Origin of the sequence: Dictyobacter alpinus, from assembly GCF_003967575.1 — a bacterium.
GTDB classification, from domain to species: Bacteria; Chloroflexota; Ktedonobacteria; order Ktedonobacterales; family Ktedonobacteraceae; genus Dictyobacter; species Dictyobacter alpinus.
Map to the genome: position 1 here is coordinate 523,262 of NZ_BIFT01000001.1, position 20,318 is coordinate 543,579.

19 protein-coding genes are annotated in these 20,318 nt (G+C 46.2%); 7 read left to right on the forward strand and 12 right to left on the reverse strand.

The genetic code is table 11. The features are described from left to right. Nucleotides 1–250: 250 nt before the first annotated feature. Nucleotides 251–1,045, forward strand: coding sequence for a class I SAM-dependent methyltransferase (locus EL633_RS02000; RefSeq protein WP_126625594.1), 795 nt, complete (start codon nucleotides 251–253; stop codon nucleotides 1,043–1,045). 85 nt (nucleotides 1,046–1,130) lie between these two features. Here EL633_RS02000 and EL633_RS02005 read toward each other — a convergent pair whose 3' ends face one another. Then, complete coding sequence (locus EL633_RS02005) at nucleotides 1,131–2,084, reverse strand: L,D-transpeptidase family protein (RefSeq protein ID WP_126625595.1); 954 nt, start codon at nucleotides 2,082–2,084, stop codon at nucleotides 1,131–1,133. Nucleotides 2,085–2,559: 475 nt separating this feature from the next. On the opposite strand from EL633_RS02005, the gene EL633_RS02010 reads away from it, so the two are divergent. The 4 genes from EL633_RS02010 to EL633_RS02025 all read left to right on the forward strand — a co-directional run bounded on the left by EL633_RS02010 (nucleotide 2,560) and on the right by EL633_RS02025 (nucleotide 6,343). Further along, nucleotides 2,560–2,895, forward strand: coding sequence for a zinc-ribbon domain containing protein (locus tag EL633_RS02010; protein ID WP_126625596.1), 336 nt, complete (start codon nucleotides 2,560–2,562; stop codon nucleotides 2,893–2,895). Nucleotides 2,896–3,227: 332 nt separating this feature from the next. After that, complete coding sequence (locus EL633_RS02015; protein ID WP_126625597.1) at nucleotides 3,228–3,932, forward strand: hypothetical protein; 705 nt, start codon at nucleotides 3,228–3,230, stop codon at nucleotides 3,930–3,932. A 228-nt stretch (nucleotides 3,933–4,160) separates the two neighbouring features. Continuing rightward, nucleotides 4,161–5,306 (forward strand): V4R domain-containing protein, encoded by a 1,146-nt coding sequence (locus EL633_RS02020; protein ID WP_161981870.1) that lies wholly within the window; start codon nucleotides 4,161–4,163, stop codon nucleotides 5,304–5,306. 218 nt (nucleotides 5,307–5,524) lie between these two features. Beyond that, nucleotides 5,525–6,343, forward strand: a complete 819-nt coding sequence (locus EL633_RS02025; protein ID WP_126625599.1) for an SDR family NAD(P)-dependent oxidoreductase — start codon at nucleotides 5,525–5,527, stop codon at nucleotides 6,341–6,343. A gap of 76 nt (nucleotides 6,344–6,419) precedes the next feature. On the opposite strand, the gene EL633_RS02030 is transcribed toward EL633_RS02025, so the two are convergent. Together EL633_RS02030 and EL633_RS02035 are read right to left on the reverse strand one after the other, a co-directional pair. Next, nucleotides 6,420–7,694 (reverse strand): hypothetical protein, encoded by a 1,275-nt coding sequence (locus EL633_RS02030; RefSeq protein WP_126625600.1) that lies wholly within the window; start codon nucleotides 7,692–7,694, stop codon nucleotides 6,420–6,422. Nucleotides 7,695–8,157: 463 nt separating this feature from the next. After that, nucleotides 8,158–8,556 carry a hypothetical protein gene (locus EL633_RS02035; protein ID WP_126625601.1) on the reverse strand — a complete coding sequence of 133 codons (399 nt, stop codon included), beginning with the start codon at nucleotides 8,554–8,556 and terminating at the stop codon, nucleotides 8,158–8,160. 246 nt (nucleotides 8,557–8,802) lie between these two features. Here EL633_RS02035 and EL633_RS02040 point away from each other — a divergent pair, with 246 nt between their 5' ends. Further along, nucleotides 8,803–9,939 carry an MFS transporter gene (locus tag EL633_RS02040; protein ID WP_161981871.1) on the forward strand — a complete coding sequence of 379 codons (1,137 nt, stop codon included), beginning with the start codon at nucleotides 8,803–8,805 and terminating at the stop codon, nucleotides 9,937–9,939. Nucleotides 9,940–10,088: 149 nt separating this feature from the next. Here the strand turns inward: EL633_RS02040 and EL633_RS02045 are convergent, their stop codons facing one another. From EL633_RS02045 to EL633_RS02070, 7 genes are all read right to left on the reverse strand, one after another. After that, entirely contained in the window at nucleotides 10,089–12,122 is a 2,034-nt protein-coding gene (locus EL633_RS02045; RefSeq protein WP_126625603.1) for an ABC transporter ATP-binding protein/permease, read from the reverse strand. A gap of 302 nt (nucleotides 12,123–12,424) precedes the next feature. Further along, nucleotides 12,425–13,408, reverse strand: coding sequence for a helix-turn-helix transcriptional regulator (locus tag EL633_RS02050; protein ID WP_126625604.1), 984 nt, complete (start codon nucleotides 13,406–13,408; stop codon nucleotides 12,425–12,427). A 1,213-nt stretch (nucleotides 13,409–14,621) separates the two neighbouring features. Next, the gene (locus tag EL633_RS02055) at nucleotides 14,622–15,419 is read right to left on the reverse strand and encodes a hypothetical protein (RefSeq protein ID WP_126625605.1); all 798 of its coding nucleotides are present in this window, start codon (nucleotides 15,417–15,419) and stop codon (nucleotides 14,622–14,624) included. 67 nt (nucleotides 15,420–15,486) lie between these two features. Next, the gene (locus EL633_RS02060) at nucleotides 15,487–16,914 is read right to left on the reverse strand and encodes a hypothetical protein (protein ID WP_126625606.1); all 1,428 of its coding nucleotides are present in this window, start codon (nucleotides 16,912–16,914) and stop codon (nucleotides 15,487–15,489) included. 96 nt (nucleotides 16,915–17,010) lie between these two features. After that, nucleotides 17,011–17,136: a hypothetical protein gene (locus tag EL633_RS37755; protein WP_281275835.1), complete on the reverse strand. Its 126-nt coding sequence runs from the start codon at nucleotides 17,134–17,136 to the stop codon at nucleotides 17,011–17,013. Nucleotides 17,137–17,174: 38 nt separating this feature from the next. Then, on the reverse strand, nucleotides 17,175–17,690 hold the full coding sequence (locus EL633_RS02065) for a hypothetical protein (RefSeq protein ID WP_126625607.1): 516 nt from the start codon (nucleotides 17,688–17,690) through the stop codon (nucleotides 17,175–17,177). A 53-nt stretch (nucleotides 17,691–17,743) separates the two neighbouring features. Continuing rightward, complete coding sequence (locus EL633_RS02070; RefSeq protein ID WP_126625608.1) at nucleotides 17,744–18,334, reverse strand: DUF4291 domain-containing protein; 591 nt, start codon at nucleotides 18,332–18,334, stop codon at nucleotides 17,744–17,746. Nucleotides 18,335–18,506: 172 nt separating this feature from the next. Here EL633_RS02070 and EL633_RS02075 point away from each other — a divergent pair, with 172 nt between their 5' ends. Beyond that, nucleotides 18,507–19,046 carry a GNAT family N-acetyltransferase gene (locus tag EL633_RS02075; RefSeq protein ID WP_126625609.1) on the forward strand — a complete coding sequence of 180 codons (540 nt, stop codon included), beginning with the start codon at nucleotides 18,507–18,509 and terminating at the stop codon, nucleotides 19,044–19,046. Between the two features lie 121 nt (nucleotides 19,047–19,167). Here the strand turns inward: EL633_RS02075 and EL633_RS02080 are convergent, their stop codons facing one another. Continuing rightward, the gene (locus EL633_RS02080; RefSeq protein WP_126625610.1) at nucleotides 19,168–19,536 is read right to left on the reverse strand and encodes an MFS transporter; all 369 of its coding nucleotides are present in this window, start codon (nucleotides 19,534–19,536) and stop codon (nucleotides 19,168–19,170) included. Between the two features lie 38 nt (nucleotides 19,537–19,574). Next, nucleotides 19,575–20,216, reverse strand: coding sequence for a TetR family transcriptional regulator (locus EL633_RS02085; protein ID WP_126625611.1), 642 nt, complete (start codon nucleotides 20,214–20,216; stop codon nucleotides 19,575–19,577). Between the last annotated feature and the right edge of the window lie 102 nt (nucleotides 20,217–20,318).

The following is a 20,318-nucleotide window of genomic DNA, read 5'->3' on the forward strand; positions in this document are numbered from 1 at the left end:
AATAGTATATTTGCCATAATCTCTCTGTATATGCATTGGAGGGTCCTGAAACTGTGCACAAATAGCACTATAAAACCCTACCATAACTACTACGTGGTAGAGCTTTTTCACGCTTCAACGTATGCCTGCTTTTCCTTATAGTAGTCTGTGTATAGACCTCAAACAACGATATTGGTTGATAGCTATAGTGTACGATAAGGAAAAGGTTGACTTGTAGGTTGAAATAAACAGTATCGAAAGGAAAAAAAAGATGCAGCCAAAACCAGAACATTTTGGCACGTCCTATGCAGATGCCTTCAAAAATCTGCAGGTGGTGGAAGCCTATCGCTATCGCGCTCCTTATCCCGCCGAAACTTTTGAGATTCTGTCCGCTCTGATTACTGACCATCCACGAACATTGCTAGATGTGGGAACTGGTTCAGGTGATATAGCACGTCAATGTGTAGACATAGTTGATCGCATCGACGCGGTAGATGTCTCACAAAATATGATTGAACAAGGCAAAAAGCTACCCAATGGCGACCATCCTCACTTACACTGGATCTATGGCACAATCGAAGAGGTCCCGCTCTCACCACCCTATGCACTGATTACCGCAGGATCAAGTATCCATTGGACTAATTGGGAGGTCGCATTTCCACGCTTTCACGATGTATTGACACCCAATGGCTGGCTGACATTAGTGCATCGCAGAACATTACCCATGCCATGGCAAGATGAACTGGCAACACTCCAGGCACAGTATACTACCCATCGTGGAAATCGCTCTGAGTATGTACGCCGGGAATTAGAGCAACGTGGTTTATTCCATATCTCAGGAGAAAAAGAAACCGCTCCAATTTCTTTTACACAAACCGTTGATGAATTTATCGAAGGATTGCATTCGCGCAGCAACTGCGCAAAAGAGCGCATAGGACATGAAGCGACACAAAGCTTTGATCAGCAGGTCCGGACAATCCTGCAACGCTACCATCCAGACGGTATACTTCCCCTCCAGGTTGTTGGCATTGTAACCTGGGGCAAACCACAAAAACCTGCACGGTAAGTTTTTTTTCAACAGATTGTGCCAGCTCCCAGCTTTTAATGCCAGGAAGCTGGCACAATCCAGCAAACATGATGAACATCACTATTTAATAGGCAATACTCAATGGAGTACCCATGTCAGCCCAGTTGTAGAACCATGCTGCCTCAGAAGTGGGCATCTCAACACAACCGTGTGAACCGGTCATCTGAGTACCGTCTGCCGCCTTATGCGGAACGTTCGTGCCAGGACCAAAATCATTGCCGCGCCAATAGGCATCATGTAGGAACAGGAGTGTCCCTTGAAAGCCTAAAGCATAGTTAATGTTTAGTGGTGCGTAGTAGTAAGGAGAAGTCTTTGGCCATGGTGAATAAAAGGTTGTCGGGTGAAGCTTACTAATAATCTTAAAGGTGCCGGTTGGCGTTAATAAGTTTGGTTGCCCACTCGTGATCACACTATCATGAATAACGCTGCCATTCTCATATGCATAAATATGTTGTGTGCTTAGATTCACTTTGATCATTTTTCCAGGTGCGGTAGGTTGCACGGGAGCAGGTTTGCTCTCCACAACTAAAGCACTATAGATATATTGCGGCATGCTATTTTGATCTGAGACACGATACCAGAGTGATCCATTGCCCAGTATTTCGCCATCTACCGTACCATAAACAGTGAGTAATTGAGAAGCTGGCACGGTACGCATGATTGCGCCACTGGTAAATGGAGCGTTACGTACATTGGCCTGGCCAGCCGTATACACCGCTGAAGGCGTTGGTTTCCAGTTTACGGTTACAACTGGCGGCGGAGTAGGGCTTGGTGTCGGCGTTGGTGTAGCCTGTACAAGTACAGTAGGTGTCGACGTAACCTCAGTGGGGGTGGGAGTCGAAATAACATGATCAACATTGTTGAATTTTTGAATGAGATGCTTCCCCTGGGGCTGTTGAACCTGATTTACTTGTACGGGCGTTTCTTGCGGGTAGCCACAACTAACCACAAATAGAGATAGTAAAATTAAAGATAGAACAAAAGAAAAAATGTGTGGACTAGAAAAGCTTTTTTGCATACATATCCTCTAATCAAGCCAATATATAGCTGTGCTTAATGAAATTATACAATGGCCAAAACATATAAAGCTAGTAAAAGAAGAATATAGGGATAATAGTAATGTCTGCTGATGATAAGAAGGGATAAAATCTCGCATAGTTTTGGGATAAAAAGTGATGTTACTATATTTTTGACATAATTATAGTTTTCTGTTACAGATCTTTATAGGCATATATCTTGTAACTATTGAGGTCTGGTCTATGCCTGTCCCCGTCACACTAGAATTTTTTATTCCTCCTCAACCATTACATATACAGACCAATTAGCAAAAAGTCCTGAATTTCTATGGTTATCTACTTGAGAGTAATAGACAGTTGTGATACAATGAAATCATGCTGTATAGTGCATTGTTGCTCGGAGTAGATTGTCTATTGTAAGCTGCGCGATACAGAGAATATCATAAGGGATCAATTCCCAAGAAGCGAGAGAAAAGAATGTCAATGACCGATCAGACCCTGTATTGTCGCGATTGCAATCAAGAGTTTACCTTCACTGCTGGCGAGCAAGAGTTTTTTGCTAGTCGTGGTTTGACGAACGCCCCAACCCGTTGTCCATCATGCCGCGCTGCACGCAAGCAGGCCGGTGGTGGACGCCGCAACTCCTCAAGCGGCTTTGGTGGCGGATATCGCGAACGCGAGCCACGCCAGATGTATACCGCCACCTGCGCAAGCTGTGGCAACGAGGCTCAGGTCCCATTCCAGCCTCGCGAAGATCGCCCAGTTTACTGTAAAGATTGTTACCAGCCCCAGGAGCGCAGTTCCCGCTGGTAATTTCGACAACATCATTTCACAGCTACAGCGCCATTCAGTAATGGTGTCTGTATGCGTGAAGAAATAAACTGATTCAGTATAGAAGAGTAGCACGCAGGCCTTTTATGGCAAGCGGTTACTCTTCCGTACACGTACCACATTTTATTTCCTCTCAGTAGATAAGACCTATATTTAAGAGGGGTCCCTCAAACACTAATACTATCCGATGACGAGTGTCAGGCGGATCCAAATAAGATGATGACTACATAGAAGTAATTTCTATATTTCCCTGGAAAACGTTTTTACAAGCAAAGGGCGGGCTTATGGTCTGCCTCAAGAGGGAGTTCTATGCCATGACTTACTCACGCCGAAACATTGCAGCGGAACAACAAGAGGCAAGCCTGAAAGCGAAACAGCTTACCACTCTCTGCGAACAACTACACATTACTCTGGATCCTATCGATTGGCAAGAGTATGGAATGCGTGCACCGATAAAAGTAAACGGTATTGAGATATCGGACCTGACAGATCTTGGTCAACGTGATAGTGATTATATCCTTCGTCGTATCCAACTCAAGCTTTTTGAACAGGTAGCTCTCGCTAGCGTCAAAGCCAGACCAGGGCTGACGGCTTCCATGTGGAGTCCTGTTGATATACAACAACCACAATCATTTTTAAGCCTGTGGGTCATTACCCTTGAGACAGGTGAGCGTATCCCGGTTACTGAGTCCCTCAAAAATGGCAAGCGTATTTACGAGCCATATCAACACCAGGGCAACAAACAAGAGGATCTGGCGAAACTCTTTGGACCCCTGTGTGAAGGTGAATATCAAGTAGGAGAAACCGTAACCATTGAGGAGCGCGACCATCAGGGGTCAGGGGAAATCGTGTATATCATTCCTCCAGGTAAAAAACTTACCAGTCGCACAAACTCATCGCGTGGTTATCATACTATTGCAGGCAAGGCCTACACGAATGATGCCGCCTCTCGCTATGTCGTTGATTGCCATGATGGCTTTCCTCACATAGTAAATCAATCTCAAATCGCCAAACAATAATGTGCAGGCAGGCTTCTAGCTTGCCTGTTTTTTTATCTTAATCAGCGCTATGTCATCAAAGAACAATCCTATACACACTATTGACCGATTTGACATTTTAATAAAGAGAACATACACTCTATTTGTGCATATTTTACTGGTTCTTAACCTCAGGCAGGTTGGAGCACCAATATACGCGTGCCTACCACTGAATTCTATCTTTCCTCAATGAAGAGAGGGTCTCTTTTTATGACAATTTCAGCCGACCATACTACATTTGACACACCTCATGATCCGCTTGAAAAAGCCCGGAAGTATGTTCTTTTGCTTATCGATGCAGATGAGATTCGGTCCCAACGCATAGCCTGTGTGCTGACACTGGCGGGAATGAGAGCCATTGTTGTAACAACCATCTATCAAGCATTTGAGCGCTTCCTTCAAGAGCGATTTACCCCCAGTTTGATATTACTTGGTCAACAAGAAGAACAGACAAAGCAACTTTTCGGACGCTTTTTCCAGCGGCTAACGCAAGAGTTGCAGCGTGAGGTTCCGATTATGCCACTAACCAATATTAAAATATCTAACGGGGATCTGCTGGCGGCTTATGAAACCCTCTCGCGCACAACACATCGTGTCTCTCACTCTAATGGCTCATTCTTAAAAAGGATCTGGGAAATACTACCTGGGGCTGAATGTTCGTTTTCGACTGAGGAACACACAGTAGCGCTGGAGGCACTACCAAAGATTGGCCTTACACCGCATGTGACCAGGACCAAACGCTCTATGGCGTCACACTTTCATCATCAATTGAAGGCGGCCAGACAGGTGATCGGCTATGATCAATGGGATAATTTGATCTCAGATGTAGGATTGGCACAGTTTCGCAAAGAAGAGCATTGGCCCCCTCTCACTAACCAATATTGCATTCCACCTGAATATACAACCTGCCTTAATCGAGCAGTACTCTTCTCCAATCCAGAACAACCAGCCAGGCAAGCCTATAAATGGGCCGGACGGGTCGATTCAGATATCCTGCAAAAGGTGGCTTTGATCTTCCTGATGCAGCAAGCGCCAAAGATCATCGGGCAAGATTGGAATATGCGTACTCTGCTCACTGCCTTTATGAATGAAGCCAATACGACCCGTGGGGAAAAACTCACAGAATGGAAGCGTCTGGATAATGGATCTTTCGTTTTTGTCTTTTATAGTAACATGTTCGCCTATGGTTTTATGGGAGCTAGTGGACCCTCATGCTATGTCTGGCAAGCTTCCTTTGATAAAATGCTTGAATTGGGTAAAATTCAAAATCACTGGCAGGTGCGCGAGATCGAATGCAGTTGCCAGACCCATACCGGTCATTGTGTCTTTCTTTTTACACCCAACACTGCTTCATAGATACAATTTATAAGCTACTAACAACGCATATATATGGATTTATAATTTGTGATATGATAAAAGCACTTGTGGATAAAAAGAGTGCAGGCGTACCCATAAATCTCATTCGCTAGCTTATTTGTTTGCTATGTTGTTCTCCTCGTCGTGCGCTTTGCAGCGGACACTATCTTGCAGAGGCACGAACAGGTCAATTGGTGATGTTCAGGAGTGCAAAAAGTATGAAGCTTCATTCTGGCAATGTCGCAGTAATTACCGGGGCAGGCAGTGGTATCGGACGTGCCCTGGCCCTCAATCTGGCCGCCAGAGGCTGTATATTAGCACTGGCCGATAAAAATGCACGGGGACTGGAAGAGACGGAACAGATGCTGAGTTCTACCACAGCGAGCACCTGTACGACGTATGTACTCGATGTTGGAGATAATAGTGCCATCGAACAATTTGCCGCAGATGTTGTACAGCAATATGGCAAAGTAGCGTTGTTAATCAACAACGCTGGCGTGGCACTGGGTGGCACGGTTGAGCAAGTTACGCTCGAACAGATTGAATGGCTCTTCCAGATTAACTTCTGGGGCATGGTCTATGGAGTAAAAGCCTTTCTCCCCATTTTGAAACAGCAGCCTGACGCGCATATCGTCAATCTCTCCAGTGTCTTTGGCCTTTTCGCTGTTCCTGGCCAGGCAGCATATTCAGCCAGTAAGTTCGCGGTACGCGGCTTTACTGAAACCCTACGACAAGAACTGGCAGGCACAACGGTTAAAGTCAGCAGTGTCCATCCCGGTGGCATCAAAACGAATATCGCCCGCAATGCTCGCTTTGGCACAATGACCGAAAAAGAGATGGATCGTGGGCGTATCTATTTTGAACGCGTACTCACACTACCTCCTGAAGAGGCCGCTGCTATTATTGTGCGTGGTATAGAGCGCAATTCTCCACGTATTCTGGTTGGACGCGATGCCCAGATAATGGACATCATCCAACGCGTTACCCCCGTTAACTATCCACGCACCATGAAATTATTGCAACGCTTTATCCGCTAACGCCACAACAGCCTTTCACGATCTAGAATTGCGAAAGGCTGCTGATTTTATGTTCACACAATAACCCAAACATTCATCAAGCGAATGGAGGTGCCAACGGCACGCGTGGCGTTCCCCCTCCCCCGATAGAAGTCGGAGCATTATTATTGATCACTTTGATCATAGCTATCATTTTATTGAAATCCGTGCTAAGTGCCTGATCCTGACTTATAGTATGGCCAGTGGTATTTTTAAACTCAACATCGGCCTTCTGCTCTACACAAAGGGCATTGTAGTCTCCACCTGTATCATCTACAACATATGCTCCATAATTCTGCAATGCCTGGAAAACTTTCTTGCCAATTTGACTTGTCACTCCAAGACTCTCAGGGGTGACATTGGGTGGTAATGCCAACAAAGAGCCCATCACCAATGCCGGATTTGTCCCTTTATATTGTTGTGGTGCCCCACCATCAGCGAGAGGAGCGGGCCAGCGATGTCCCTGATCCGAGGTAGCATTATAATGTAACCAATTTCCCCACAGGTCAACTTTCAACGCATGATGAATTGGCTCATTATTCAACAATTCGCCTGTACGAATACTGCCTCCGATACTGGATAATGCTGAACCACCATGCCCTCCAGCAATGCCATCACCATACAGATCTGATTGACCAAACCAGGTTCCATAGAGAGGACCTCCTGGCTGACAACGTGCAGTCACATTGAAATTCACCAGTGTTTTGCCATCAGGCTCAAGAAAAGCTGACGTGCTATTAGGAGTCGAATAGATACCTCCCGATGTGATTGCATCTGGTATCACCAGATTAGCGGGTACATGCAAAGGCTGTCCAGCCTCAGGATGCCATTGAGCCTGCTGCTGAACAGTATTCCCTGCACATCGCCCCTGCCCAAATCCATTAGGCATATAAGTTGGAACTAAAGGATCACTCGAACTAGTGGGTATAAACCAATCAATATCAGTACCAAACCCACGAGAACCAATCGTTGCATCTACATACATAGCATTCGAACCCAGGGGCATATTCCAAATACTATCGCGGGCAAATGGCCAGTCAAGAGGATTACGTACAGCTGGCATATTTTCCACATTTTGCACCTGATTCGTTTTGGGTTTTGGTAACATCGTTGGCACTACGGTTGGATGTGCCAGCGGATTTGTGGTTGGAGTGACCTGGTGGCGATTAATATTCAAAACAATCTGGCTGCTAGTCGGCGTCGGAGTAGCACTCATTTTGAACGAATGCTGCTGCACCCCCTTCCCAGCCCAACTATTTGTCAACTGTATACCGCCAAAAATAGCTGCTCCGATGAGCAAAAGCACCAGAGCAAATAACTTGAATCGATACATCAATACGTACAAAGCCCTTCTCATTAACTGTTATCACATGGTATTGACATACAATCGTGAAGTTTCCCGATCGTATCTAGCTCATATCACATGATTGGTGCCATAACGAAATATGTAGCTAGTATAACATAGAATGAGACCTAAATACGTATAGTGCTCTTTAAATATACATGAAGTACTTGTGCCGGTTAATTTTTGACTATATGAATCTGGCATTGATGCTCCTATCCGTCAAAAAGCGGCAAGTTGGCAATATAGGGCCAGACAAAATAAAGCAGACATGCAAGTATAATTATTAAGACAATTAGAATGAGCCTGAGAAAACGTCCGGTGGATATATTGTCATTTACCGGACGTGGATGTTCATCAAAATCCTTCATTATAAGATAAACCTCTCGATATGACTGCTTGCTACGTATTATTTAGTGATACATTTTAAGGCCATCTACCATATGCGATAACGTTATTCACGCATGGGAAGTACGCTTGAGATGCGCTCAAGCGAGACAAAGCGTCCAAGGATATTCCAGGCTTTGATGCGATGATCATGACCACGGGCCGTGACAATATAGAGCATGTTTTCGGGGTCCAGATAGAGCCGTTTGATGGCAGTTTCTCTACTCTCTAGAGGTCTGTACTCACCACCCGCTAAAAGCACACGCCGCACGACACCTTCACGTGCGCAGGTTTCATCACGCACAAATTGCACGCGATCACCATCGCTATATTCTGGAACAGGCAATAACGTGGTATCAAAATCCGTAGGCCAGTTGACGACACGTTGACCACGACGAAAATCGACCGGCTCCCATTTTCCAATAAAATTATTCCATACGGGAACAGGCAAGTAACGTTCAGTCATATATTCTTATAATTTCCTCTCGTATATACGAAAATTTCAACGATCTTGACCCATTGTAACATCCTTTTACAAAAGCCAGGAGAAAAACTTTTGCCACAAGTAATGCTTGTCTTTTGGGGATCAATAACGTACTCTATCACGGATAGCTTCTACTTATAACTTACCGCAGTAGTTCTTCTAGAAAGTATATAGCACATGGCTGGTAAACTCACTCTATCAAGGAATGTATTCTCCAGACCCTGGAGTATGAAATTATTCTACCTCGGTTATTTTTCAGCAATGGGAGTGTATCTCCCCTATCTGGGACTTTATCTAGGCGCCGTTGGACTTCCAGGTACGCAGATAGGTTTGATTGCTTCTATGTTTCCACTGGCAAGTATGCTCATGCCACCGTTATGGGGGGTACTCAGCGATCATTTTGGCTGGCGCAAACAGCTATTGATAGCCGCCCTGCTCGCTGCAGTCATCACCTCCCTGCTCATATGGCAGATAACCCATATATTTGTAGCATTATTCATCTTTATTATCGTACTGGCAATCGCTATCAGTCCGACAATTCCACTGGCTGATGCTATTACGTTGCAATGGGTTGGTGAGCATGGTGGCAGCTATGGATCGATACGTGTCTATGGATCACTTGGTTTCCTGATTGCGGCAATTGTGGCGGGAAGTATCTTGAATGTGATCGGTGTGACCTCACTATTCCTGCTGCTAGCAATCGTCTTTTGTGGTCCATTGCTGACCAGCTTTTTTGTTCCTGGGCAGAATAAAGTAAGTATGGCACGCATAAAAGGCCATGAACTAGTCGTACTGCTACGCGACCGCACCCTTCTGCTCTTTATTGTTCTGTGCATGATCGGCTATGGAACCTTTGCAGCCTACAATACTTTCTTTGGCCTCTACCTGAAGAGTCTAGGAGTTAGCACCAGCGCTATAGGACTGGCCTCAGGACTGGCCAGTCTGAGCGAACTGCCAGTTATGATGCTATCAGGAATCTTGATGAAACGCCTGGGAGCCAGGTGGCTATTAATCATTGGATTAAGTGTGGCTGTTGTGCGCTGGCTGGCCTATGCAACCTTTACAACCTATCCCATATTATTTGCTTTCACGCTACTCCATGGTATCTCATTCGCCAGCTTTTATGTTGCTGCGATCACCTTTATCGATCAACGCGTGCCAATACATATGCGCACCACCGGGCAAACGCTATTTTATGGCACAAGCTTCGGGCTTGGTACCTGGGCAAGTACTAACCTGTTTGGCGTGCTCTACGAACGGCTACATGGGAGTGGCATGTATTTCGTTGGAGCAGCACTATGTACCGCCTCTATCGTCGGACTACTCTTGCTCATACCACGCAAACCCGCACGCGCGGATCTGTAAGTCAGCACAAGTTATTGTCCTTCCCACTCTTATCCAGGGTTGAAAACTTTATCCTTGAAAAATTTCAGTCTTGTGATATTGAAGATAGCGAGCATCAGGCTTTTTTGCTTGCGGTGGCAACAACAAAGTTGCTTTAACAAGAGAACTGGCTAGAAACTGTGTGGTCTGGTCACAAAGCGGAGAAATAATCCCACAAGTCCGGCAAGAAGACAGATCATGAGTGCCAGGGCAGCCCAGAGGTACAGAAGATGGCTGGAAGCCTCGGTGGCAGTACAGGTAGAGAATAACCTCCCACAATAGGTACTCATCGTGCCAATAAGGGTATCTTCACCTAGTTTGTCACTGTGCAACCCGATAATTGAGCCCAGCGCCCCTATGGACCAGCGTACCGCTACGAGCGTTGCCAGGAACTGACTTAATTCACCTTTCATAGGAAAAACAGTACCTGAGAAAATGATTTGCGGTATCAACAGGAGCGGGATAAAACTTACGGCCCGATCAACTGTGGGGGCCAGAGCTGAAATGGCCAGTCCTGTCATTAAACCTGCAAGTGAGGTAAGCACTAGCGTGATATATACTTCCAGAATTTGAAAGGTCAGGATACCCGGTCGTGAGAAGGGTAGAACAACCGAAAGGGCCAGGACCAGGATTGCAACTTGCAGCAGGCAAAGCAGACCCAGGACGGCGATCTTCGAAAACATGTATGGAAAGATATTCAGATACAAGGTACGTTCACGTTGATAGATTGATCGCTCCTTGACAAATTCACGTACCGCATTGACACACCCGAAGAGAAATGAACTAAAACTCGTAATAAATAAAATCTTTTGGGCATCAGTTCCTGAACCAGGTGCGATAAAATCCTGTAAGGCCTTATCAACGCCTCCTCGCTTTGTCGCATACGCTTTTCCTTGCCCGTCATACCGCAGAATATGCTGTACATGCTGACAATCAACTGTTTCAAAACTAGCACCCTGAGCTGGAATATTCGGCAAACCAGTAGCGGTAAACACACTTGTACCAACAGGACATTTCACGAGATGGTCGTTCTGAAGTACATTGATACCTACTTCATACTTGACCAAGACCAGGAGCAGCAAGGCAATCACCGGGGCTTGAAACAGGAGGAGAAGCATATTGCCAGTATCATGTTTCAGTAATTTCAGATAACGCGCAGAAAGCAACCAGAATTGTCGCCATGCGCCACATCTTCGTGAAGTGCGTTTTTTGACATAACGCCGAGCTCGTTGCTCAATATCACCTTTTGGCTTGCTGAGGGGATCAAGCACATAGCGTTGATAATCCTCCGACGCCTTGAAACGGGATTCTGCCTCCTGGGGATTTTGACGATGATGCTCATCGGGTTCCAACAACGTATAAATAGCGGCAAATTCGCTTACCCCGAAATAAGCCAGTGCTTCCTCAGGAGGCCCAAAATAAGCAAGCCGACCGCCCGGAGCAAGAAAGCAGACATAGTCACAAAGATTAATATGCGTGATACTATGCGTGGCAATAATTACCGCTTGCCCTTTATCTGCTAACCTACGCATAAGGTGCATCATTTTATAATCCAGGCCAGCATCCAAACCTGATGTTGGCTCATCAAGAAAAAAGACCGCAGGCTTCTCAAGCAGTTCCAATGCAATCGAGACCCGCTTCCTCTGCCCACCCGACAACTTACTAATCAGCACATTACGCCGCTCTACCAGGCCAACGGCCACGAGGACTTCATTGATGCGCTTGCGAATGTGCCGGTTTGTATGGGTAACAGGTAAACGCATCTTAGCCGTATAATAGAGGGCCTGATCAACTGTGAGGTTATAATGGACGATCGTATCCTGCGGCACACACCCTATTTGCTCGCGCAGACAAGAGGTATGCTGATAAAGTTCCAACTGATTGTAAAGGACATTTCCACGCTGAGCAAAACGAAAGCCGCTCAAGGCATTCATCAGTGTAGATTTACCTGCTCCAGAGCTCCCTACCAGCCCGACCAGAGCACCCGGTGGAATAGACAAAGAGATGTCGTTCAATAATACAATATTATTCTTACTCACACTGGTAAGATGGAACGCATCTATCTGGATACCTTCACCAGCATCATCCTGTCTGCCGGTGGAATCAGGCAGCATAGTTAAATCTTGTTTAGCGATGATCTTACCCTCTTCAATAATAATATCCACCAGAATACGTTGAACTTATCACCCAGAGGAGCAGAACTCTAGCATATCTTCGAGCTTCCTGAAGGTATAACGCCATAGATGCAGGCTAGTAGACAGCTCATGGAGCAGAGAAAATCTTGAAAAAACGCAAAAAGAATCACCATCACGCTGGCAGGTAACGTTTAAATAGGGAAAACCTCTCAAGCGGTGGCGCTAAATATATATGGAGAAAAATCGAAGTGGTTATGTAGGAAAGGTAATGAAATTTACGGACTCTGCTTTACGTGCTTTTTTAACTTTTAAGGTACATAAAGCAGAGTCCATTACAAGCTATTTTTGACCTGTATCAAATTATCCACATTCTGGTAATTCTGTAACATAGCCTGTGATTCTTCCACCAGGAGCTCTTGTAATGAGGCTGGTTCCAATATCTTTACACGCCGGCCCCAGCTTAGTAGCCATTGGAGAATCTCACGCTCGTGACGTACCTTCAAAGTTACCAGCAGCCCAGCAGCGGTTTCTTCTTCACAAGTGACATAGTAAGAACTTCCCTCATGTACCCAACGAGCTATCTCGCTATCAAACAGTACGCGTACCGTCAGATTTCGCTCCTGCTCCCTTTCACTCTGACGATACTGAAAATTAACGGGCCGGATAAACGTGCGCGGCAATAATTCCAATTCCTCCATCCGATCCAGGCGAAAATTGCGAATATCCTGGCGCAAATGACAATATGCGACCAGGTGCCAGCTATTGAGGATATATGTCAGGCCATAAGGATCAGCCTCGCGTATTTGAGGGGTGTTCTGCCCATCACTACGATGACGTGTATAATAACAAAAGCGGATCGTATTGCGATCAAGCAGGGCTCGCCGTAATTGCTGTAAAGTAGCTTGTTCCCTGGCATCAAAGGCAGTAATTGACCCGATAAAACGAATATTTTGCTGCAGATACTGCACATCACTGCGTAAAGTCTCAGGCAATACCCCCTCAATTTTATGGATCGCAGACTCAGCGGCAGCGCGATACTGTGCATCGAAGTTCTTCGCCATAAAATTACCGCCCAGCAGTAACATCGTCGCCTCTTCAATCGTCAAACTGAGCGGCGGCAAAAAATAACCCTTCATCAACGAGTAGCCCTGACCTGGTACCGAAATAATCGGCACGCCCGCCTCGCACAAAGCCAGAATATCGCGATAAATAGTACGCTTACTGGTCTCAAACGTCTCAGCCAGATCCTCAGCGCGCTGTCGCCCCTTGCGCTGCAATTCCAGCACAATAGCTAATAAGCGATCAGTTTTATTCATAGCTTCTATCTCTTCCAAACCCTTTATGCTTGTCAATCACAATCCTTACTCAAGCTCCAAACGAATTTTTAGATCGTATGGGTATGCGTATGACCCTGGTTGCTCTGCTTGCACCAAATGAGCTCTTCATTTATCATTAGGGAGAGAAAAACTGACCAATTCTGCCCTTGCAAGCTTCTAGAGCGATTCTTGGTATACCCATTATTATCGCGTTTCAAAGTGTCTATTCGTAATTTCTATTCGCCTATTATTATCTGGAATTGCTGATCGGCCAATCCAGATCTCATAAATAGTACGGGAACAGCTATGCTTCTATTTTAATGTAAATAAACTGAAATAAAAACAGCCAGCCTGGCGTGAGAGCGCCTGAAAATCCGTAGAGCAGTATAGCATAATACAATTCCCACGAAAATAGCTGGTAGCTAAATAAAAACTCAGCGGTGGTAAACTATAGAAAAACTGCTTCTTTCTCCTAATAGTCGCTTTGCCACAGCTGTAAACAGATGGGGATTGCATGGCGTTGTTCTCAATCTTCTCCAGGACAGATAGATGCAGTAAATCAAGCGTTCAACAAGTATATCAAAGATAATGTGCAAGTGAGCTAGAACAATTAATATCAAAGCTATAATATTCGTGATGTTAGCATCCACGAATGCTTCTCATGGTCAGCCATGCCAATTGATCTTATTTCGCAGGGTGAAGAGATAATGAATTTAGATGGCATATGTAAAAGTTGGCACCCTCCTTAAGCACGAGAGTTTCGTGCAAGATTGGAGGATCAAATGTATTCCTTTTTCAGGAGATTTCGAAGTTTTAGGAGATTTCGAAGTGTTGGAAGAATCCGTGAGTGGTATGCAGCAAAGGCAGATCGATTAACCTGGAATGAGGAGATGTATCCGCCACCCCCACTACTACGGCATCCAGATTATATTCTTTTCGGAGGTTCGTGGGAAGATCTGCCATTCTCATATATCAAGGTTGATCGTTATAGTCGAGTGCGTAAAACAATCATCGAAAGCAAAAAGAAAAGCAAACATCTACATAAAAGGCGTAAAAATCGGCAGTACCGGGAATATCAAAAAAGGACGGGCAATTTGTAAGTCTGACTTCTCATAATTTCATAAGAGGATTCCGATGATACCATCGGAATCCTCTTAACTTTTCGCTACGGAAGAACACGACATCTATAGAGATTGGTCATCTTGCCTGATGACTAATCCTCAGCAGGAACATCCCTCGCCAATTGAACAATATTTTTCCAGCGCTCATAATAGCGTGGCTTGTCTACTTTAAACCATGTATCATATTCATCATTCTGCCAATCACCACCCTGTAACACATAGACAAACTGATCATCTTCAAAGAGCAGAAGCTTATATCCTAGATCGAAATCATAGTATGGCAGTTGCAAGGTGCCAAATGCACCATCAAAACTGATACTATAGGTTGATTTGACTGGTGAGTACAGAGTACTGGCGAGGTAACCACGTGAGGGGCTAAAAAAGAGAAGATCATAGGAGCCAAATCGATCATCTGGTCTATTTTGACGTTTGGATCTTACGAGAACAATATCAAAATCTTCAATCAAAGGAAAGTCAGTAAGGGGAGGTAATTGGCTCGTATCAATGGCACACTCTGCGAGGATTTGCTCAACCTGTTCCTGGTTAAAGCGCCCTCTACTCTCTGGGCTCTGTAAAAAACGACGATCAGCGTAAGTTATTAAAGTTTTTTTATAGTGAACAATGGTTTGGCCACTATCCCAGCGTGAAGGCGCATCTTCATCTGTATAAGTACGACCGTCTAAAAATTCACAAAGATGGGTGAGCTTTTCAACACGACCGTCTAAAACTGTATAAGGATAGGTGAGCTTTTCATAGTGTGGTGCACATTGGCCACAAACATACAAAGCTTTGAGGTTATCTTCGCCACGGCGCACTGCCGCAACATGAAAGAGCTCTTCATCTTTTTTGAGTGGTTTGCTACACGTGACACAATAATTTTGATGTGACATATGGAGTGTTCACCTTCTATCGGTCAATGAGACCATTCAATGTGGAGTTTCGTGCAAAGCTCATGAGTCATCCCCAATTTTTCTGAAATCGCTCAAGGTCTCGGATGAGTGAGCAAACCGTGAGGGGATCATCAGAAGGTGGGAGGAAACAACCGAAGCGGGGACGGTAATCGTCCCACAAGCGACTGAGTGCCCATCGGATCCGATAGAGTGGTGCCTGCACGTGCAGGCACCGCTTTCCGGTTCGGTGACATCGGAAGCGCAAGAGCGCTTGCACGAGTTCGTGATGCCTCGGATCAAGCAAGGAAAGCAGGAAGGCATAGACGAGCATGACCATACCAAGCAACTTGAGTCGAGCTTCTAACGACCACAACCGAGGACATTCCAAGGCCAATTCACATTTCGCATAGCGAAAACTCACCTCAATTTGCCATCTCCGACGATAACTGAAGAATACATCCCATGCTTGCTCTTCGGTGTGGACTGGCTCATTGGTGATCAAATACATGATGCCTTTTTTGACCCGCGCTTTCACGAGAAACAATGGTTCATGCGTCTGAGGATGGCGAAGGGCTGTCCACCACAAATCACAGGCCATCTTTTCTCCCGTTCTGCCATCCCAGATCTCTTTGTGCGCGCGATACTTCTTCCCCTGGCCAATTTGCCACAGCTTCTTTTCCTCTCCGGCCAGTGTCAGAAACACGTGATGTTTGACCCAGCGGATAATGAAACGGGCTCGATACTTGGCGAGCACGCGCAGCCAATATCCTGAGGCATAGCCGCGATCAAAGACATGAACCAGCAAAGAACCCCATTTTCTGACACAGATCCGCAATCCCTCTTCTTCCGCATCTCGGAGCCTGGTGGCAAAGACGCCTTTGGTTGACCACCACTTCGTGACTGCCAGATGGGGAAGCCCTTGCATTCCGACAATGAGTGCAGCATTCCACTGCATTCCCATGACCCTGACCGGACGAGCAGCAGGCCAATTGAACACGAAGCCCCGCTTTGTCCGCTGCCGCCTCTTGGCTTTACTCGAGAGAACCGGGCAGAGTCCTTCCAACTTTTCGCTTTCGGCTTTCTCCAGCACACTTCCATCCCAGATGCAGAGGATCCGCTTGCATTGCTCTTTGAGGGTGCGTACCTCCTCATCTGCTTTTTCCAGCAGATAGTCATCAATGAGCCCCACGGTCCACTTCACGGATCGCAACAGCTTTCCAACCCGCTTGGTGCCTGCGGTGGCACTCGTTGAGTACCCATCATAGCCTTGCAGATAGGAACCAAGCTCACTCAGCCACAAAGCTTGTGGATTTTGACGCAGGCGGATGATGGCAACCAGGCATTGCAGTAAGGTGCGCACCAACCGTTTGTCTAAGACATCATCGAGCCTGAGCAAAAAAGGCTGCAAAAACTGTTCAAGCAACTGAAGCAGATGCTGTGATCCCCCCTGCGGATCTTGTTCCAAGCGTTTGAAGGTTTCTGACAATTCTGACATAATAACGATGGATCTCCTCATTTAGTGATTGTTTGCTTTTCATATTCAACAGTCTAAATGACGAGATCCATTTTGCCTAGTCCTTCTTTTGAAAAATTAGGGATGACTCATAAAATGGACACTGGCTTCGATCTGGACACGCACACCTGGATAGTAGAGCATATTCACTTCTTGGAGGGTCAACTGAATGAAGTGCAAATTATCTTCTGATTGAATTCTCATAAAAATTGATCTCTCCCAATAAACACGCGTCTGAGAAATTATTGTTCTGTAACAACATGTCCAGTGCACAGCGCAAGTTTAAATGGCTGCCATCCACCTGGTGGATCCCACTCGCCTTCACCATAGATGATGTTGCCTGCAACACGAATGATGACGACTCCATCAATCCCTAGCTGTTCCGTGATCCATTGCAATCGGGCCTGCGCATCAAAGCACAGCAAATCCGAGGCCGATGCGACAAGAAGCGCATCTGGAAGCGGATAGAGATGCCCAAAGTATCCCCACAAGGCATGAGAAGAGTGCTGTCGCGTCTCAAGAGAGACAAAATGGACCATATCCGCAAAACCGATGACCAACCAGTTGTGCCAGATCTGGACATCAGCGAATCCTCCCGTGTTTGCATATACATCAATCCTCATCACGGGATCTCCGTTCTCCTCCACCAGACAATATTGTGATGGAGTTCCAAGCCCGCGTGGAACATCCCCGAGAGGCAGCGCATCTAGCCTCAAGGCGGCACCTTCAATAGTTTGTGCAAAGCGGCAAGTATACATCTCTTACGCAGCAACCTTTCTAAAACCTTAATCATTCGGCATCATTATACGTGCTATCCCATACCAATGCGCCGGGCAAGGGTTTGTGGCAATGGATAAACGCGCTCGCCAGGCAGCAAGTCCCTCGCTTTCGCTTCCTTGCCCTCTTGCAAAAGAGTATAGATCTTTCTCACCACTGGGGTAGCATCTCGAATCTCCATAGTCCATTCATTAACGTACTGTTCAATAATATGGCGGCTCAGCCCCACTTGAATGCTGTTGAGAGGAAGGCTTTTGCCCCGGAGCGTTCGTTCGGGATCCCATTGCACGTGGACACGTGCCTGCTCAAATTGCGTGGCCCACTCGTCATAAGTGCGATAGATCGATGGATCATACACGGTCAACACAGCCTGAGAGAGTGCCTCCTCCCAACCCTGTCGTGTCATGCGAATGGCCAGGATCATTTCCTGACCAGATTTGAGTCCCCAGTTGCTACGCTCCATGAGCCATAAAAAAGAGGGCTTGATCCAGGTCATGCGATGCATTGAAAACGGGGGAACAAAACGATTGTGCTGTATCGCGGGCAAGGCGATCGCCTTCGCATAGGCCTGATAGACTGTGATTGACCTACTGTCATAAACAGCGCGAATTTCGTTAATATTCATGTCCACATCTTACACGAAGCGTCCCTGATTGCATATCATTTATTGAGATGCAAGGGATACAATTGAGATAGTTATGAAGGTAGTGAATTATGAAGATAGTAAATTATAGCAGCGAAGCAGGTTTTAAGGCAAAAATTGAGCGGGAACTAAATTGTAAAAGGAAAGTGTGAAAATGATACGAGGAGAAAAAATCTATTTACGCCCTTTAAAACGTATTGATGTCGCATATCTCCAGAAGTATTTTGAAAATCCTGAAGTAATGAGTGAGTTTAACTTCTTTGGTTTCCATGGTTCCGAGGGGATTGAACAAGAATTTAATAAAAATGGTTTTATAAGTGACACATATACGCGACTTGCGGTTGTAACACACAGTGAGCAAATCGTAGGAATGGTCGATTATCGACCAGTAAGGCATGGTCCAGGTCAAGGGAATATAGCTTACTTTTTTGGCATTGAGTTAGCAAAGGAGCATCGTGGGCTGGGTTATGGAACCGAGGCCCATAAACTCTTAGTGCGCTATCTTTTCGCGACCTACCCGATTGTGCGTATAGAGACGCTTACAGATAGTGAGAATAAAGCAGAGCAGAGGACATTAGAAAAGAGCAACTTCACACGTGAAGGAATAATGCGCCAGTCTCAATGGCGTAAAGGCGCCTGGCATGACATGGTATTATATAGCATTTTACGTCAGGAACAGCCAGAGTTAGGATAAATCTCCTTGCTTCTTTCTTGACATCAACCAGCCTTCCTGATACATTTTCATCATGAGATTACGTTATGTACGCATTGTACAAGCAAATGTTCCTGCCTCCTTGCAAGCCTGAGTAGAACGCTTACTCGGCCTGCATCGTGGCGATACCAATCAGCGTGAAACCCACCAGGTCGATGATCGCCTGATTCGGGACGGTTGAGACGATGACCATTACCCCGGCAAAAAGGAGGGCGCGCGCATAGACGCTGGTTACTCCTCTTTTGGCCGCCGCACGATCAACGAGCAAGGTCCCCACGATGCCCCCAATGGATGGCACAGCACTGAAGAGGCCAAACAGGCTTATAGGCACGTGGATATTCTGGGTGATGTAGAAGAAGGCCAGGACGCTCACAATGCCCCATCCAAAGGCAAACAAGCTCTCGGTAAGCAGAAGAGTGCGGAGCTGGAGCTGGCCCCCGATGAAGCGCAACCCCTCACGCAGTTCCGTCAAGACATTCCACAGTGATGTGGGGTGAGCTGACGCACTCCTTATCCCCCGGAAGCATCGATTCCATGCTCCAATAGGGCAAGACCAGACATAACCATAGCTGAGAGGCCGGCATGGATCTCCTCAGACGATTCGCCTTTGACTCGTCGCCTCTGGTATTCCGCAAAGATCCTCGCGTACAGAGTCAGGATCAGCTGCGCCACGAGGCGGGGTACGATAGCATCTAATTGCGTCCCCATATCTTCCGCAAAAGCATGGGCGAGATCTTCTTCAACAGACTCGGTCATTTGTCGGCCCCGAGCTTGCAGGGTAGGACTTTCCCGCATCACGCGGAAAACCTGCTGCCGCGTAACATCCTGCTCTGGAGGCGGCATCGCTTTCATATGTTCAAGGCTGCCAAGCAACAAATGACGCAGAAAGGCGAGCAATGGTTCTCCCTTCTCGCGCTGACGAACCATTCCTGCCAGGGAAGCCTCCATAGGTTGATGGAGTCCAAAAAAGAGGTCCTCTTTCGTCGGAAAATAATTATAGACCGTATTGACCGATACATCAGCCGCTTCAGCCACTTCGGTCACGATCACCTGCTCAAAGCCACGCTCAATAAAGAGCTCCATTGCAACTCTGGCGATCTTCTCCCGCGTTTGCTGCTTTTTTCGTTCACGTCGTCCTGGTATTTGTGTCATAGGGGCATTGTAGCTCTTTTTGCAATAGACTGCAAGATTGGGTTGACTTTCTTTTTATATCCCGTTTATAATTGGTGTGACTTAAATTTTTAAGTCACACCA

Excerpts from the sequence above, each read along its gene's own strand:
- EL633_RS02075 (WP_126625609.1), top strand. The coding sequence starts at position 18,507 with ATGATACGAGGAGAAAAAATCTATTTACGCCCTTTAAAACGTATTGAT.
- EL633_RS02065 (WP_126625607.1), bottom strand. The coding sequence starts at position 17,690 with ATGTATACTTGCCGCTTTGCACAAACTATTGAAGGTGCCGCCTTGAGG.
- EL633_RS02030 (WP_126625600.1), bottom strand. The coding sequence starts at position 7,694 with ATGTATCGATTCAAGTTATTTGCTCTGGTGCTTTTGCTCATCGGAGCA.
- EL633_RS02005 (WP_126625595.1), bottom strand. The coding sequence starts at position 2,084 with ATGCAAAAAAGCTTTTCTAGTCCACACATTTTTTCTTTTGTTCTATCT.
- EL633_RS02035 (WP_126625601.1), bottom strand. The coding sequence starts at position 8,556 with ATGACTGAACGTTACTTGCCTGTTCCCGTATGGAATAATTTTATTGGA.
- EL633_RS02015 (WP_126625597.1), top strand. The coding sequence starts at position 3,228 with ATGACTTACTCACGCCGAAACATTGCAGCGGAACAACAAGAGGCAAGC.
- EL633_RS02010 (WP_126625596.1), top strand. The coding sequence starts at position 2,560 with ATGTCAATGACCGATCAGACCCTGTATTGTCGCGATTGCAATCAAGAG.
- EL633_RS02020 (WP_161981870.1), top strand. The coding sequence starts at position 4,161 with ATGACAATTTCAGCCGACCATACTACATTTGACACACCTCATGATCCG.
- EL633_RS02050 (WP_126625604.1), bottom strand. The coding sequence starts at position 13,408 with ATGAATAAAACTGATCGCTTATTAGCTATTGTGCTGGAATTGCAGCGC.
- EL633_RS02070 (WP_126625608.1), bottom strand. The coding sequence starts at position 18,334 with ATGAATATTAACGAAATTCGCGCTGTTTATGACAGTAGGTCAATCACA.
- EL633_RS02000 (WP_126625594.1), top strand. The coding sequence starts at position 251 with ATGCAGCCAAAACCAGAACATTTTGGCACGTCCTATGCAGATGCCTTC.
- EL633_RS02085 (WP_126625611.1), bottom strand. The coding sequence starts at position 20,216 with ATGACACAAATACCAGGACGACGTGAACGAAAAAAGCAGCAAACGCGG.
- EL633_RS02025 (WP_126625599.1), top strand. The coding sequence starts at position 5,525 with ATGAAGCTTCATTCTGGCAATGTCGCAGTAATTACCGGGGCAGGCAGT.
- EL633_RS02060 (WP_126625606.1), bottom strand. The coding sequence starts at position 16,914 with ATGTCAGAATTGTCAGAAACCTTCAAACGCTTGGAACAAGATCCGCAG.
- EL633_RS02040 (WP_161981871.1), top strand. The coding sequence starts at position 8,803 with ATGAAATTATTCTACCTCGGTTATTTTTCAGCAATGGGAGTGTATCTC.
- EL633_RS02055 (WP_126625605.1), bottom strand. The coding sequence starts at position 15,419 with ATGTCACATCAAAATTATTGTGTCACGTGTAGCAAACCACTCAAAAAA.
- EL633_RS37755 (WP_281275835.1), bottom strand. The coding sequence starts at position 17,136 with ATGAGAATTCAATCAGAAGATAATTTGCACTTCATTCAGTTGACCCTC.